The 14718-nt window shown below is 53.1% G+C and carries 12 protein-coding genes; 2 read left to right on the top strand and 10 right to left on the bottom strand.

The annotated features are described in order from the left end of the window. From skp to rpsB, 10 genes are all read right to left on the bottom strand, one after another. Positions 1-495 (bottom strand): molecular chaperone Skp, encoded by a 495-nt coding sequence (skp, locus tag ACOTXC_RS19095; protein ID WP_006810039.1) that lies wholly within the window; start codon positions 493-495, stop codon positions 1-3. Between the two features lie 123 nt (positions 496-618). After that, positions 619-3036 carry an outer membrane protein assembly factor BamA gene (bamA, locus tag ACOTXC_RS19090; protein WP_022647109.1) on the bottom strand — a complete coding sequence of 806 codons (2418 nt, stop codon included), beginning with the start codon at positions 3034-3036 and terminating at the stop codon, positions 619-621. A gap of 31 nt (positions 3037-3067) precedes the next feature. Beyond that, positions 3068-4420, bottom strand: a complete 1353-nt coding sequence (gene rseP, locus ACOTXC_RS19085) for a sigma E protease regulator RseP (protein WP_022647108.1) — start codon at positions 4418-4420, stop codon at positions 3068-3070. A gap of 11 nt (positions 4421-4431) precedes the next feature. Beyond that, on the bottom strand, positions 4432-5289 hold the full coding sequence (cdsA, locus tag ACOTXC_RS19080; protein WP_003856175.1) for a phosphatidate cytidylyltransferase: 858 nt from the start codon (positions 5287-5289) through the stop codon (positions 4432-4434). 12 nt (positions 5290-5301) lie between these two features. After that, positions 5302-6060, bottom strand: a complete 759-nt coding sequence (ispU, locus tag ACOTXC_RS19075; RefSeq protein WP_003856176.1) for a (2E,6E)-farnesyl-diphosphate-specific ditrans,polycis-undecaprenyl-diphosphate synthase — start codon at positions 6058-6060, stop codon at positions 5302-5304. Between the two features lie 185 nt (positions 6061-6245). Continuing rightward, on the bottom strand, positions 6246-7445 hold the full coding sequence (ispC, locus tag ACOTXC_RS19070; RefSeq protein ID WP_023299367.1) for a 1-deoxy-D-xylulose-5-phosphate reductoisomerase: 1200 nt from the start codon (positions 7443-7445) through the stop codon (positions 6246-6248). A gap of 92 nt (positions 7446-7537) precedes the next feature. Beyond that, complete coding sequence (frr, locus tag ACOTXC_RS19065) at positions 7538-8095, bottom strand: ribosome recycling factor (protein WP_003856180.1); 558 nt, start codon at positions 8093-8095, stop codon at positions 7538-7540. Between the two features lie 167 nt (positions 8096-8262). Beyond that, on the bottom strand, positions 8263-8988 hold the full coding sequence (pyrH, locus tag ACOTXC_RS19060; RefSeq protein ID WP_008501910.1) for a UMP kinase: 726 nt from the start codon (positions 8986-8988) through the stop codon (positions 8263-8265). Positions 8989-9137: 149 nt separating this feature from the next. Next, positions 9138-9989, bottom strand: coding sequence for a translation elongation factor Ts (gene tsf, locus ACOTXC_RS19055; RefSeq protein WP_015572722.1), 852 nt, complete (start codon positions 9987-9989; stop codon positions 9138-9140). 117 nt (positions 9990-10106) lie between these two features. Next, on the bottom strand, positions 10107-10832 hold the full coding sequence (gene rpsB, locus ACOTXC_RS19050; protein ID WP_022647105.1) for a 30S ribosomal protein S2: 726 nt from the start codon (positions 10830-10832) through the stop codon (positions 10107-10109). A 321-nt stretch (positions 10833-11153) separates the two neighbouring features. On the opposite strand from rpsB, the gene map reads away from it, so the two are divergent. Both map and glnD read left to right on the top strand, forming a co-directional pair. Next, a complete protein-coding gene (gene map / locus ACOTXC_RS19045; protein ID WP_022647104.1) occupies positions 11154-11948 on the top strand; it encodes a type I methionyl aminopeptidase in 795 nt (264 codons plus the stop codon). A gap of 62 nt (positions 11949-12010) precedes the next feature. After that, positions 12011-14686 carry a bifunctional uridylyltransferase/uridylyl-removing protein GlnD gene (glnD, locus tag ACOTXC_RS19040; protein WP_032676702.1) on the top strand — a complete coding sequence of 892 codons (2676 nt, stop codon included), beginning with the start codon at positions 12011-12013 and terminating at the stop codon, positions 14684-14686. The last annotated feature ends 32 nt before the right edge of the window (positions 14687-14718 follow it).

Here is a 14718-nt window from a genome sequence, read left to right as displayed (position 1 = left end):
TTATTTAACCTGTTTCAGAACATCAGCGGTGATGTCTTTAACATCGCTGCTGTTGAATGCAACGGCGTTCGCATCAACAACCAGATCGATGCTCTGATCGGCTGCTACTGCTTTAACGGCAGACTGAATACGCGTCACCAGCTTGCCACGCTCTTCGTTAGAACGACGCTGACGATCCTGCTCGAAAGCCTGCGCTTTCTGAGAGAAGGTCTGGCGCTGAGACATGACGTCTTTTTCCAGTTTGCTGCGCTCGCTCGCTTTCATGGTAGAACCATCACGCTGTAAACGCTGCATCTTGGACTGAAGATCACCTTCCATACGTTGCAGTTCGCTCGCACGGCCTTTGAATTCGTTTTCCAGCGTTGCAGAAACGCCCGTTTTCTGTGCAACCTGCTGGAACAAATTACCCATGTTGACGATTGCAATTTTGTCCGCTGCCTGAGCAGAAGTTGCCATCGCTAAACCGAGACCTGCAGCTAATAACCACTTTTTCACAATTAACTCCTTACCATCCCATTGGCACCCGAGGGGTGCCGTTCTTTGCGTGGCAAGGCGACCGTTTTACCGATCGCCGGTTGTCAGCGCTACACTGCCAACGCATTCCATTGCAGCGGATTATTACCAGGTTTTACCAATGTTAAACTGGAACTGCTCCGCTTTGTCTCCATCGTATTTCTTGAACGGCTGGGCGTAGGAGAAGACCAACGGCCCCAGCGGTGACATCCATTGTAATGCGATACCTGCGGACATGCGAATGTTGCCCGGATCGCTGTAGTCCGGAACGCCCGCTGCACGCATCTGGGCGGTATTCTCCCAGTTGGTATCCCACACCGTACCTGCATCCATAAAGAAGGAGGTACGGACAGAGTTCGCGTACTTATCACTGATAAACGGCGTCGGCGTGATGAACTCGAGGCTCGCCACGGCCATGGCATTACCGCCTACCGCATCATCAGAGCTACAGACTTGTTTTGAATCGCGGCTTGCGCAGTTATCTTCGTCATTACCGCCGTAGTAAACCGCTTTCGGACCAATGTTATTGGACTGGAAGCCACGAACGGTGCTTGAACCACCGGCGTAGAAGTTCTCATAGAACGGCAGCTCTTTGCTTCCGATACCGTCACCATAGCCCCAGCGGGTACGACCCAGTACGACCCACTTGTGGTCGTCATCAATTGGGAAGTAGGACGCCGTATCCAGCGTGACCTTGTAGAACTCGTTATCCGAGCCAGGGATCGTCACCTTACCGTTCAGGTTAACGCGTGAACCTTCCGTCGGGAAGTAGCCACGGTCAAGACGGTTGTAGGTCCAACCGTAGTTGAAGGTGAAGTCATCCGCGGCGAAACCGTTGTCATCGCTGGACGTACTTGCAGACTGACCGATGGAGTCCAGGTAACGCCACATCGCCACCTGCGGTTGCATGTTAGACAGGTCGTTATGCACGTACCCTAAACCTGCACGCAGGGTGTTGTATTCGTTAACCGGGAAGCCGAGCGTACCATCCAGACCGTAACTCTTGTTGGTATACGAGGAGAGGTCCGCGTCGTCCGCTTTAAAGTCGTTATAGAAGATACGACCACCCAGGCTTACACCGTCCACGGTGAAGTATGGGTTGGTAACGGAGAACTCAGAGTAGGTCTGGTAGTCGTTTTTCGTCCCGTTGATACCGACAGAGTAACCCGTACCCAGCCAGTTATCCTGCTGAACGCCGACCTGGAAGCTCACGCCACTTTCAGTACCGTAACCAATACCGAAGTTGAAACTACCGGTATTACGTTCTTTAACTTTATAAACAACATCCACCTGATCCGGACGACCTGGTACACGCTGAGTATCGGTATCGACCGTTTCGAAGTAGCCCAGACGGTTCAGACGCTCTTTACCCTGGTCGACCAGATCGCTTCCCAGCCATGCCCCTTCCATCTGGCGCATTTCACGGCGCAGAACGGAGTCTTTAGAGGTATCGTTACCTTCGAAGCGGATTTTACGCACGTAGAAACGGTTGCCCGCATCAACGTTAACGTGAAGCTTAACAGTCTTATCCGCGTCGTTAATTTCCGGCTGCGTTTGCACACGCGGATACGCATAACCATAACGGCCGAGCAGCTTCTTAATGCTGTCTTCCATTTTGGTGACTTTAGATCCGCTATACAGATCGCCCGGCTGAATTTTGGTCAGAGATTCAATTTCAGCAGAATGTCCTGCCAGGTTGCCGCTGACTTCAACACCTGAAAGCGTGTATTTATCGCCTTCTGTGATGTTAACGGTAATGTAGATACCTTTCTTGTCCGGAGTCAGACTCACCTGAGTTGAATCGATGTTGAAACGGGCGTAACCGCGATCCAGATAGTAGCTGCGCAGGGTTTCAAGGTCACCCGCCAGTTTCTGTTTCTGGTATTTACGATCGCCTACCACGTTCCACCACGGCACTTCGTCACGCAGTTGGAAGTTGGAGATCAATTCGTCGGTGCTGAACGCGTGGTTACCCACGATGTTGATCTGCTGGATCTTCGCAGAAACACCTTCCTGGAAGACCAGTTTCAGGTCAACACGGTTACGTGGCAGCGGTGTAACAACCGCTTTAACGCTCGCGCTGTATTTACCGACGCTGTAATAGAAATCTTCCAGACCTTTTTCAATGTCTGCAAGGGTTGTGCGGTCCAGAGATTCCCCCACACGAACACCCGATGCCTCAAGGTTCTGCTTGAGCATGTCATCTTTCACCGACTTGTTGCCGGAGAAAGTGATGCTGGCAATCGTTGGACGTTCTTTTACCTGAACCACCAGCGTATCACCATCGCGCAGGACGCGGACGTCCTCAAAGTTGCCAGTGGCAAACAGAGCACGGATGGTGTTACTGATATCTTCATCATTAACCGTATCGCCGGGGCGCACAGGCATACTGAGGAGGGCCGCACCAACGGCGACACGCTGAAGGCCTTCGAAATGAATATCTTTCACTACGAACCCGTCAGCACCGTATACGGTCGCGCTGCTAAACAGCAGCGACGCTATGAGCAACTTTTTCATCGCCATCGTTATTATGCGTTCTTCCTAACTAACTCTCTTACAACCGAGAGAAATCATTGAAAAGTGCAAGCCCCATTAACAGCACCAGCAAAATCGAGCCAATGCGATAACTAAAGTCTTGAACTCGCTCGGATACCGGTCCGCCTTTTAGCTTTTCAATCGCTAAAAACAGCAGATGGCCCCCATCTAATACGGGAAGCGGGAACAGGTTGATTATCCCCAGGTTCACGCTAATCAGCGCAAGGAACATGAGATAGTAAATCACCCCGAACTCCGCTGACATCCCAGCCCCCTGAGCAATCGAAATTGGCCCACTGAGGTTGTTCAGTTTCACATCACCGGTTATCAATTTCCCCAACATGTTGACCGTAAGCTTCATCAGCTGCCATGTTTTATCCGTGGCCTCAACGATGGCGCTAAACGGCCCATACTGGCGTATTGTCTTGTACTCATCTGGCAGTGGGATCACTTTCGGCACAACGCCGGCAAACCCTTCCGCCTTACCGCCGCCCGATTTGGTATCCGGGGTGAGGGTCAGTGAGAGCGAACTCCCCTGCCTTTCCACTTCCAGCGCGAGCGGCTTGCCTGGATTATCGCGCACCAGAGTAACAAAGGTCATCCATTGTGTTAATGGCTGACCATCGACTTTAACGATCCTGTCACCCGCTTGTAAACCTGCTTTACTCGCTGCCGAATTAGACTGTACTTCGGCTAACACCGGCTCGATCTGCGCGCTGCGCGGGCGAATCCCCAATGTAGCGACTGGATCCTCTTTGTCTGGCTCAAAGCGCCAGTGGCGTAAATCCAGCACTTTTTCCTGCCGCTGGTCGGAACCAAAAGGCGATACGCTGACGGTTGTCTGCTCATCACCGATTTTCGCAACCAGTTGTAACCTCACGGCATCCCAATCAGGGGTTTCGATACCATCAATCGCTTTAAGTTCCATTCCCGGTGTAATTTGCGCCGTTGCCGCAATGGAACCCGTGGTGATTTCACCCACAACCGGGCGTACGCCAGGCACGCCGATAATAAACACCAGCCAGTAGGCGAAGATAGCGAAGATGAAATTGGCTACCGGTCCGGCAGCGATGATGGCAGCACGTTGGCCAACAGTTTTATTGTTGAACGCGCTATGTCGAAGTTCCGGGGCGACAGGCTCAACGCGTTCGTCGAGCATTTTGACATAGCCGCCCAGGGGTATCAGAGCAATGACAAACTCGGTGCCATGCTTATCGGTGCGCTTCCAGAGCGATTTGCCAAAGCCAATCGAGAATCGCTCTACCCGCACACCACAGCGCCGGGCAACCCAGAAATGGCCAAATTCATGCACGGTAATCAGTACACCCAATGCAACAATGAACGCCGCCAGATTCCAGAGAATGCTCAGCATAAAACCTTCCGTTATATCGTCCCAAACACCAGTAAAAGCAGGCAAGCAAATACGGGAACAGCCGCGGTAAGGCTGTCAATGCGATCCAGTATTCCGCCATGTCCTGGAATCAGGTGACCACTGTCCTTAATCCCTGCTTCACGCTTAAACATGCTCTCGGTTAAATCACCCAGTACCGATGCCAGCGCCGCGAAAATCGAACATACCAGCAGCGTGGAGGGGGCAACCTCAAGATTCGCCCAGACGCCATAGCCCCAGGAGATAATCGCTGCCGTAAACAGGCCGCCGATGAAACCTTGCCAGGTTTTGCCCGGAGAAACCTTTGGCGCCAGTTTATGTTTGCCAAACAGTTTACCAAACATATAGGCTCCGGAGTCAGCCCCCCAGACGAGAATCATCACATAAAGCAGCCATATTGCGCCGCTGTAGTGGTTTTCGTCATAGTGCCAGGCGCGCAGCGCAACCATACCCCAGAAGAACGGAACAATCGTGAGCAGACCAAAAATAAGGCGCAACACTTTAGAGTTACGCCAGATCGCCGCAGAGCCCGGGTAGAAAAGCACTAAAACAAGCGCAGCAATCCACCAGGCCAGCGATATCCATAAGGATCCGGCAACCAGCGGCTGGTGAACATCGTGATGATATTCAGGCAAGGTATACAGCATCAGGGCCAGTAAAAAACCACAGAGTACCGCCAGCCATACCCGCTGAGTGCGCGAGGTAAAGCCGCTAAGCTGCCCCCATTCCCACGCGGCGAGCATACACACCACCAACGTAACAATAGCGAATCCCACCGGAGGCAGTAAAAACAGCGCTGCGATAACGACGGGTATTAATACAAAAGCGGAAATCAGGCGATACTTCAGCAAAAGCTACCCCCATCAGGCGTTATCGCCACCAGGCTCGGTGCCGCCGAAACGACGCTCTCGATTGGCAAAGGCATGCAGCGCACCTTCAAAGTCTTGTTCATCAAAATCTGGCCAAAGAACATCCGTAAAGTAAAGTTCAGCGTAGGCAATTTGCCACAGCAAAAAGTTACTTATGCGATGCTCCCCCCCTGTCCTTATAACCAAATCCACGGGAGCCAGTTCATTCATGCAGATTTGCTGACTCAGCGCCTCTTCATCAATCTGGTCGGGTCTTAACAGCCCTTCCTGAACCTGCTCAGCCAAATGCCGAACCCCCTGGATAATATCCCAGCGTCCGCCGTAATTCGCCGCGATATTGAGCGTCAGGCCGGTATTATTTTCCGTCAGCGCTTCAGCTTTGCGAATCCGTTCCTGCAAACGTGAGTTAAAACGACTGGTTTCGCCAATAATACGCAAGCGGACGTTGTGGCGGTGCAGGCTTTTTACTTCACTATCGAGCGCCCACACGAACAGTTCCATCAACGCAGTCACTTCTTGCGCAGGTCGATTCCAGTTTTCACTGCTAAAAGCATAGAGCGTTAACGCATCAATGCCGTTATTGGCGGCAAAAGAAACGGCGCGGCGAACAGATTTCGCCCCGGCTTTATGCCCAAAGGCTCGTATCTTCCCTTGTCTTTTCGCCCAGCGGCCATTGCCATCCATGATGATTGCAACATGGCGACAGCCATGTGCTGGCAAGTTTTCGCTTATTGGTTGATTCGCAGACAACATAACGCGTTTTTAGTCCCTGAAAGGATTTAACGGTACACAGGAATACTGAAGCCTATACATAAAAAAGCCGTGTCATACCACGGCTTACCTGACCACTTAAAGCCAAATACCTGCGATCAGGTGGCGCAGACTATATCACTGAAGCCCAACGCTAACAAATAGCACGACGACTAGTGCTTGCTTTATCACCAGCTTGCGAGACGTGTCACCTGTTTACGCGCAACAATACGTGCCTGTTCATCCACGGCCAGCACCTCTTCCACACTCTGCGGCTCACGCAAATCCATCATCTCCAGCACGGATAAATTCAACGCGGCGATATCAGTAAAGCGGATCTGCTGATTCAGGAATGCTTCAACGGTCACTTCATTGGCTGCATTAAGCGCCGTTGTCGCCGCCTGCCCCTGATCGAAGGCCGTCATCGCCAGTTTCAGGCAGGGATAACGGTCGTAATCAGGCTCGCTAAACGTCAGTGAACTCAGCTTGCAAAAATCGAGAGGCTTAACGCCCGATTTTACGCGGTTTGGCCACGCCATCGTATGAGCAATAGGCGTACGCATATCCGGCTCGCCCAACTGGGCCAGCACGCTGCCGTCCTGATAGCGCACCATCGAGTGAATCACCGACTGCGGGTGGATCAGCACTTCCATCTGTTTCGCCGACGCATTGAACAGCCAGCGAGCTTCAATGTATTCCAGACCTTTATTCATCATGGTGGCCGAATCGACGGAGATCTTACGCCCCATTGACCAATTCGGATGACGACACGCCTGATCCGGCGTCATTGCGCTCAATTCAGACAGTGGCGTTTCACGGAACGGGCCACCAGACCCGGTAAGCAGAATCGACACAACGCCATTCTGCTCAAGGTCAGCGTACCCCAGGTTTTGTTGAAAAGGTTGGGGTAAACTCTGAAAAATCGCGTTGTGCTCGCTATCGACCGGCAAAAGACGCGCCCCACGCTGTTTTACCGCCTCCATAAAGAGGCGTCCGCAGGTGACCAGCGACTCTTTATTTGCAAGCAGAACATCTTTTCCCGCATCAATAGCGGCAAGCGTCGGCAGAAGACCCGCCGCCCCGACGATTGCCGCCATTACCTGATCAACTTCATCAAGCGAGGCCATATCGCAAGCCGCCTGTTGCCCGCTGAGCACTTCGGTACGACAGCCCTTCTCCTGCAACAGCGCTTTCACCTGGCGGGCGCTCTCTTCATCATCCATCACCGCAAAACGAGGGGTAAACTCCATGCACTGTTCGACCATTCGCTGCACGTTCTTTCCGGCCACAAGTGCGGTCACGGTGTAGCTGTCGGGATTATGACGTACGACGTCGAGAGTGCTGCAACCGATAGAGCCGGTCGAGCCGAGGAGAGTGAGATGCTTCATGAGATGCCCAAAAGTTAGACCAGATAAAAGCAAAACGCCGCCAGCAAGACTCAATGTCCTTCTGAACGGCGTTTATCAGTGTATAGCGAAAATCAGAACTGCATCAGTTCCGCTTCTTTTTCTGCCAGCGCCGCATCAATTTTCTTGATCGCCGCGTCGGTCATTTTCTGAATGTCGTCCTGAGAACGACGATCGTCATCTTCGCTGATCTCTTTTTCTTTCAGCAGGGCTTTCACTTTATCGTTCGCATCGCGACGCACGTTACGCACGGAAACGCGACCCTGCTCTGCTTCACCGCGAACGACTTTGATCAGATCTTTACGACGCTCTTCCGTCAGCGGAGGCAGTGGAACGCGAATATCCGCGCCCGCTGAGCTTGGGTTCAGACCCAGGTCAGATGCCATGATCGCTTTTTCAACGGCCGGGCTCATTGAGCGATCGAACACGTTGATTTTCAGGGTACGGGTATCTTCTACCGTCACGCTCGCCAGCTGACGCAGTGGCGTAGGCGTACCGTAGTATTCTACGATGATGCCATCCAGCAGGCTTGGGGAAGCACGGCCAGTACGGATTTTGCTGATTTGGTTTTTGAACGCTTCTACGCATTTGTCCATGCGTACTTCAGCATCTTTTCTGATGTCGTTAATCACGATACGAATCCTTGAAAACTTGTCTCAGGCAGACTATCCGCCAGCACAGCGCTACAGGTGTGCTAAGTATAGTCGCGTTTAATTCATGACAGCGCCAAAGGCGCGTCCAGGTAAGATACCACTACAAAGTAAAGCGGAATCTTACCTGTATTTATCGCCGACGGAAATTATTCCGTGATCAAAGTGCCTTCTTTTTCGCCCATCACGACGCGACGCAGCGCGCCAGGCTTGTTCATGTTGAAAACACGGATCGGCAGTTTATGGTCGCGAGCAAGCGTGAAGGCGGCAAGATCCATCACTTTCAGCTCTTTATCCAGCACTTCGCTGTAGCTCAGCTGATCGTACATGGTCGCTGAAGGATCTTTTGCCGGGTCGGCAGTAAACACGCCATCTACTTTGGTCGCTTTCAGCACCACATCGGCTTCGATTTCGATACCGCGCAGGCAGGCTGCGGAATCGGTGGTAAAGAACGGGTTACCCGTACCGGCGGAGAGGATCACCACGCGGTTGTTGCGCAGCAGGCTGATAGCCTCTGCCCAGCTGTAGTTATCGCATACGCCATTCAAAGGAATAGCGGACATCAGGCGAGCGTTCACATAGGCGCGATGAAGCGCATCACGCATCGCCAGGCCATTCATCACGGTTGCCAGCATCCCCATGTGGTCGCCCACTACGCGGTTCATCCCCGCTTTCGCCAGACCAGCACCACGGAAAAGGTTGCCACCGCCAATGACCACGCCAACCTGAATACCCAGTTCGACCAGTTCTTTGATTTCCTGTGCCATGCGATCAAGGATGCTTGCGTCAATACCGAAGCCTTCCGATCCTTGCAGCGCTTCGCCACTCAGCTTAAGCAGAATGCGTTTGTACACGGGTTTTGCATTGGTAGCCATGTTTCTTTCCTGAGACTGTCAACGATTAAGATGGGGTTAATTCTGGCGACATGATATGTCGCAAATCAGCACAGCGATACTGGAGCCTGTCTGATTTCGTGAGACGGGTGACAAAAAGAAGCCGCCCTCAGGCGGCTCCTTTTCAATCATTAAGACTGCTTGGACATGGCAGCAACTTCTGCTGCGAAGTCAGTCTCAACTTTCTCGATGCCTTCGCCCACTTCGAAGCGGATGAAGCCAGTCACGTCAGCGTTGTGCTCTTTCAGCAGCTGAGCAACAGACTTGCTTGGATCCATTACGAAAGGCTGGCCAGTCAGAGAAACTTCGCCGGTGAATTTCTTCATGCGGCCTTCAACCATTTTCTCTGCGATTTCTTTTGGCTTACCAGACTGCATCGCGATGTCCAGCTGAACCTGGTACTCTTTCTCTACCACTTCAGCAGACACGTCTTCTGGCTTAACGAATTCTGGTTTGCTTGCAGCGATGTGCATTGCCAGCTGTTTAACCAGCTCTTCGTCAGCGCCTTTAGCCGCAACCAGAACACCGATACGCGCGCCGTGCTGGTAAGAGCCCAGAACATCGCCTTCCAGGGAAGATACGCGACGGATGTTGATGTTCTCACCGATTTTAGCAACCAGCGCAACACGCTCTTCTTCGAACTGTGCTTTCAGCACTTCAACGTCAGTGATTTTGCCTGCAACCGCTGCGTCCAGAACTTTGTTAGCAAATGCCTGGAAACCAGCATCTTTAGCAACGAAGTCAGTCTGGCAGTTAACTTCCAGAATGATGCCGTAGTTGCCGTCGATTTTGGTGATGATCACGCCGTCAGCAGCAACGTTGCCTGCTTTCTTAGCTGCTTTGATCGCACCGGATTTACGCATGTTTTCGATTGCCAGCTCGATGTCGCCGTTCGCTTCGGTCAGCGCTTTTTTGCAATCCATCATGCCTGCGCCAGTACGCTCACGCAGCTCTTTTACCAGGGATGCGGTAATTTCAGCCATTCTTAAATCCTCGGGAGATGTGAACTGCCCGGCCGGGAGCCAAACAGTATAAATTGAAAAAAGGGGCCGATAATGGGCCCCTATTCATACACGGTACTAATAAGGGGTAAAACCTTATTATTCAGCTTCTACGAAGCTTTCTTCCGCCTGAGAAGCCAGATCCTGGGAACGGCCTTCACGAACGGTAGCAGCTACAGCGCTCAGGTACAGGCTAACAGCACGGATTGCGTCGTCGTTACCCGGGATAACGAAGTCAACACCGTCCGGATCGGAGTTGGTATCAACGATAGCGAATACCGGGATACCCAGGTTGTTAGCTTCTTTGATTGCGATGTGCTCGTGGTCTGCATCGATTACGAACAGCGCGTCTGGCAGGCCGCCCATATCTTTGATACCGCCCAGGCTGTTTTCCAGCTTGTCCAGTTCACGAGTGCGCATCAGCGCTTCTTTCTTAGTCAGCTTATCGAAAGTACCGTCCTGAGACTGGGTTTCCAGATCTTTCAGGCGCTTGATGGACTGACGAACAGTTTTCCAGTTGGTCAGCATGCCGCCCAACCAGCGATGGTTCACGAAGAACTGGTCGCAGCTGTTAGCAGCATCTTTCACAGCTTCGCTTGCAGCGCGCTTAGTACCAACGAACAGAATCTTACCTTTACGGGAAGAGATCTTGCTCAGCTCAGCCAGGGCTTCGTTGAACATTGGTACAGTCTTCTCAAGGTTGATGATGTGAACTTTGTTACGTGCGCCGAAGATGAAAGGCTTCATTTTCGGGTTCCAGTAACGGGTCTGGTGACCGAAGTGAACACCAGCCTTGAGCATGTCGCGCATGGAAACAGTTGCCATGTTTAAAACCTCTATATTGAAAGTTGGGGTTATGCCTCCACGTATCCCATATTACCGACCCCGAAGGGCACCCCGGAATATGTGCCGATACGTGTGTGTTGTTACACAAAGTGAGATTTGTCGCTCCCGTCCAGCCTGTGTATCTGAGATGGATCGGAAGTCCGGCGCGCTTTATATCACAAAACACGGCCAGAAACCAATAATTGTTGGCGGAGTGTGCTGTTAATGATTCTCAATTTGGCACGGGGTGCGCCTGACTGATACCATTGACAACACTTACACTAGTATTGTCGAAAAAATCGACACCGATGGACAGATTACATGGCTATCTCTATTAAGACACCTGAAGAAATTGAAAAGATGCGCGTCGCCGGTCGTCTGGCCGCTGACGTGCTGGAAATGATCGAACCGTTTGTGAAACCGGGCGTCAGCACTGGCGAACTGGATCGCATCTGTAACGACTATATCGTCAACGAGCAGCACGCGGTCTCCGCCTGCCTTGGCTATCACGGTTTTCCAAAATCCGTCTGCATCTCTATTAATGAAGTGGTTTGCCACGGCATTCCGGATGACGAGAAGCTGCTGAAAGATGGCGATATCGTCAACATCGACGTGACCGTCATTAAAGACGACTACCACGGTGACACCTCTAAGATGTTCATCGTTGGCAAGCCAACGATTCTGGGCGAGCGCCTGTGTAAAGTCACCCAGGACAGCCTCTACCTGGCGCTGAAAATGGTGAAGCCAGGCATCCGCCTGCGCACCATCGGCGCCGCAATCCAGAAGTTTGTGGAAGCGGAAGGTTTCTCCGTGGTGCGTGAATATTGCGGTCACGGTATTGGTCGTGTGTTCCATGAAGAACCGCAAGTTCTGCACTATGATGCAGACGACGGTGGCGTAGTGCTGCAAAAAGGCATGACCTTCACTATTGAGCCAATGGTCAACGCGGGCGATTACCGCATCCGTACCATGAAAGATGGCTGGACGGTAAAAACCAAAGACAGAAGCTTGTCTGCCCAGTACGAGCATACTATTGTGGTTACAGACAACGGCTGCGAAATTATGACGTTGCGCAAGGATGACACCATCCCGGCGATACTGACGAACATTGAGTGATAAGAAGCCGGCGAATGCCGGCTTTTTTAATGGCGATAGCTTTTTCTTATGGGTGGCGCACGATGAGTAATCTCTTACCCGAACAGTATGCTAACACAGCACTTCCCACCCTCCCCGACCAGCCTGATAACCCGGGCGTCTGGCCACCGCATGAGCTGACCTGCGCACATATCAAATCCCATATGGCGGTTTTCCATCGCTGGCTGGGTAGCGCATTTGATGCAGGCGTCTCAGCCGAACAGCTCATTGAAGCGCGCACCGAATTTATCGACCAGCTCCTGCAACGTCTGTGGATCGACTACGGTTTCGGGCAGGTGAGCGACGTCGCGCTGGTTGCTGTCGGCGGATATGGCCGGGGTGAACTGCATCCGCTCTCTGATATCGACCTGCTAATCTTAAGCCGTAAAAAACTGCCGGACGATCGGGCGCAGAAAATCGGTGAGCTGTTGACCCTGCTCTGGGACGTGAAGCTGGAAGTGGGTCACAGCGTGCGCACGCTGGAAGAGTGTCTGCTGGAAGGGTTATCTGACCTGACCGTCGCCACCAATTTAATTGAAACCCGCCTGCTGATTGGCGACGTGGCGCTGTTCCTCGAACTGCAAAAGCACATCTTTAGCGACGGCTTCTGGCCTTCAGAAAAATTCTTCGCCGCGAAAGTCGAAGAACAAAACCAGCGCCACCAGCGCTATCACGGCACCAGCTATAATCTCGAACCGGATATTAAAAGCAGCCCCGGTGGCCTGCGCGATATCCACACGCTGCAATGGGTCGCCCGTCGCCATTTTGGGGCCACCTCGCTGGACGAAATGGTCGGTTTTGGTTTTCTGACCGAAGCCGAACGTAACGAACTCAACGAGTGCCTGCATCTGCTCTGGCGCATCCGTTTTGCGCTGCACCTGGAGGTCACCCGCTACGATAACCGCCTGCTGTTTGACCGGCAGCTTAGCGTGGCGCAGCGCCTGAATTACCAGGGCGAGGGCAACGAGCCGGTCGAGCAAATGATGAAGGATTTCTTCCGCGTCACTCGCCGCGTCTCTGAGCTGAACCAAATGCTGTTACAGCTGTTCGATGAGGCGATCCTCGCGCTGACGGCAGACGAAAAACCGCGTCCGATTGATGACGAATTTCAGCTGCGCGGCACGCTGATCGATCTTCGCGACGAAACGCTGTTCATCCGCGAGCCGGAAGCGATCCTGCGAATGTTCTATACCATGGTGCGCAACAGCACGATCACCGGGATCTACTCCACTACCCTTCGCCATTTACGCCATGCGCGGCGTCATCTGAAGCAGCCGCTGTGTTACATCCCGGAGGCGCGCTCGCTATTCCTGAGCATGCTTCGTCATCCGGGCGCCGTCAGCCGCGGTCTGCTGCCGATGCACCGACACAGCGTATTGTGGGCCTATATGCCACAGTGGTCGCATATTGTCGGGCAGATGCAGTTCGACCTGTTTCACGCCTATACGGTGGATGAGCACACGATCCGCGTCATGCTCAAGCTGGAAAGTTTTGCCAGAGAAGAGACGCGATCCCGCCATCCGCTGTGCGTTGATTTGTGGCCGCGCCTCTCTCACCCCGAACTGATCCTGATCGCCGCCCTGTTCCATGATATCGCCAAAGGGCGCGGCGGCGACCACTCCGTACTCGGTGCCCAGGACGTGCTGAAATTTGCCGAGCTGCACGGCCTGAACTCACGTGAGACGCAGCTTATTGCCTGGCTGGTTCGCCATCATCTGCTGATGTCGGTTACCGCTCAGCGTCGTGATATTCAGGATCCGGAAGTGATCAAGCAGTTCGCCGAGGAAGTGCAAACGGAGAACCGCCTGCGCTACCTGGTCTGCCTGACGGTAGCCGATATCTGCGCTACCAACGAAACCCTGTGGAACAGCTGGAAGCAGAGCCTGCTGCGCGAACTGTACTTCGCCACCGAAAAACAGCTGCGTCGCGGGATGCAGAACACCCCGGATATGCGCGAGCGCGTGCGCCACCACCAGTTGCAGGCGCTTGCCCTGTTGCGCATGGATAACATTAACGAAGAGGCACTACATCAGATTTGGGCGCGCTGTCGCGCCAACTACTTTGTGCGCCACAGCCCAAACCAGCTTGCCTGGCACGCCCGGCATCTGCTGAAGCACGACCTGACGAAACCAATGATTCTGCTCAGCCCGCAGGCCACGCGTGGCGGAACGGAGATCTTTATCTGGAGCCCGGACCGGCCTTATTTGTTTGCGGCGGTCTGCGCCGAACTGGACAGGCGTAACCTGAGCGTTCACGACGCGCAGATTTTTACCACCCGCGACGGCATGGCGATGGACACCTTTATTGTACTGGAGCCGGATGGCAGCCCGCTGTCGTCGGACAGGCATGAGGGGATACGCTTTGGCCTCGAGCAGGCGATTACGCAGCGCAGCTGGCAACCTCCGCAGCCGCGACGTCAGCCAGCAAAACTGCGCCACTTTACCGTCGATACCGAGGTCAATTTCCTGCCGACCCATACCGACCGTAAATCGTTCCTTGAGCTGATTGCGCTCGACCAGCCAGGGCTGCTCGCCCGCGTCGGCCAGGTTTTTGCCGATCTGGGAATTTCGCTTCACGGCGCCCGAATTACAACCATTGGCGAACGAGTAGAAGATTTATTTATAATCGCGACGGCCGACCGGCGTGCCCTTAATAATGACCTGCAACTTGAAGTGCAACAACGGTTGACAGCAGCCCTCAATCCAAACGATAAAGGGTGACGTGTTTTTTAGTGAAATGGAAAGAGTAAACA

Origin of the sequence: Enterobacter cloacae complex sp. IR5428 (assembly GCF_049238585.1) — a bacterium.
Classification (GTDB): Bacteria; Pseudomonadota; Gammaproteobacteria; order Enterobacterales; family Enterobacteriaceae; genus Enterobacter; species Enterobacter intestinihominis.
Note: the sequence above shows the minus strand (reverse complement) of the source record. Positions and strands in the feature narration are given on the sequence as shown.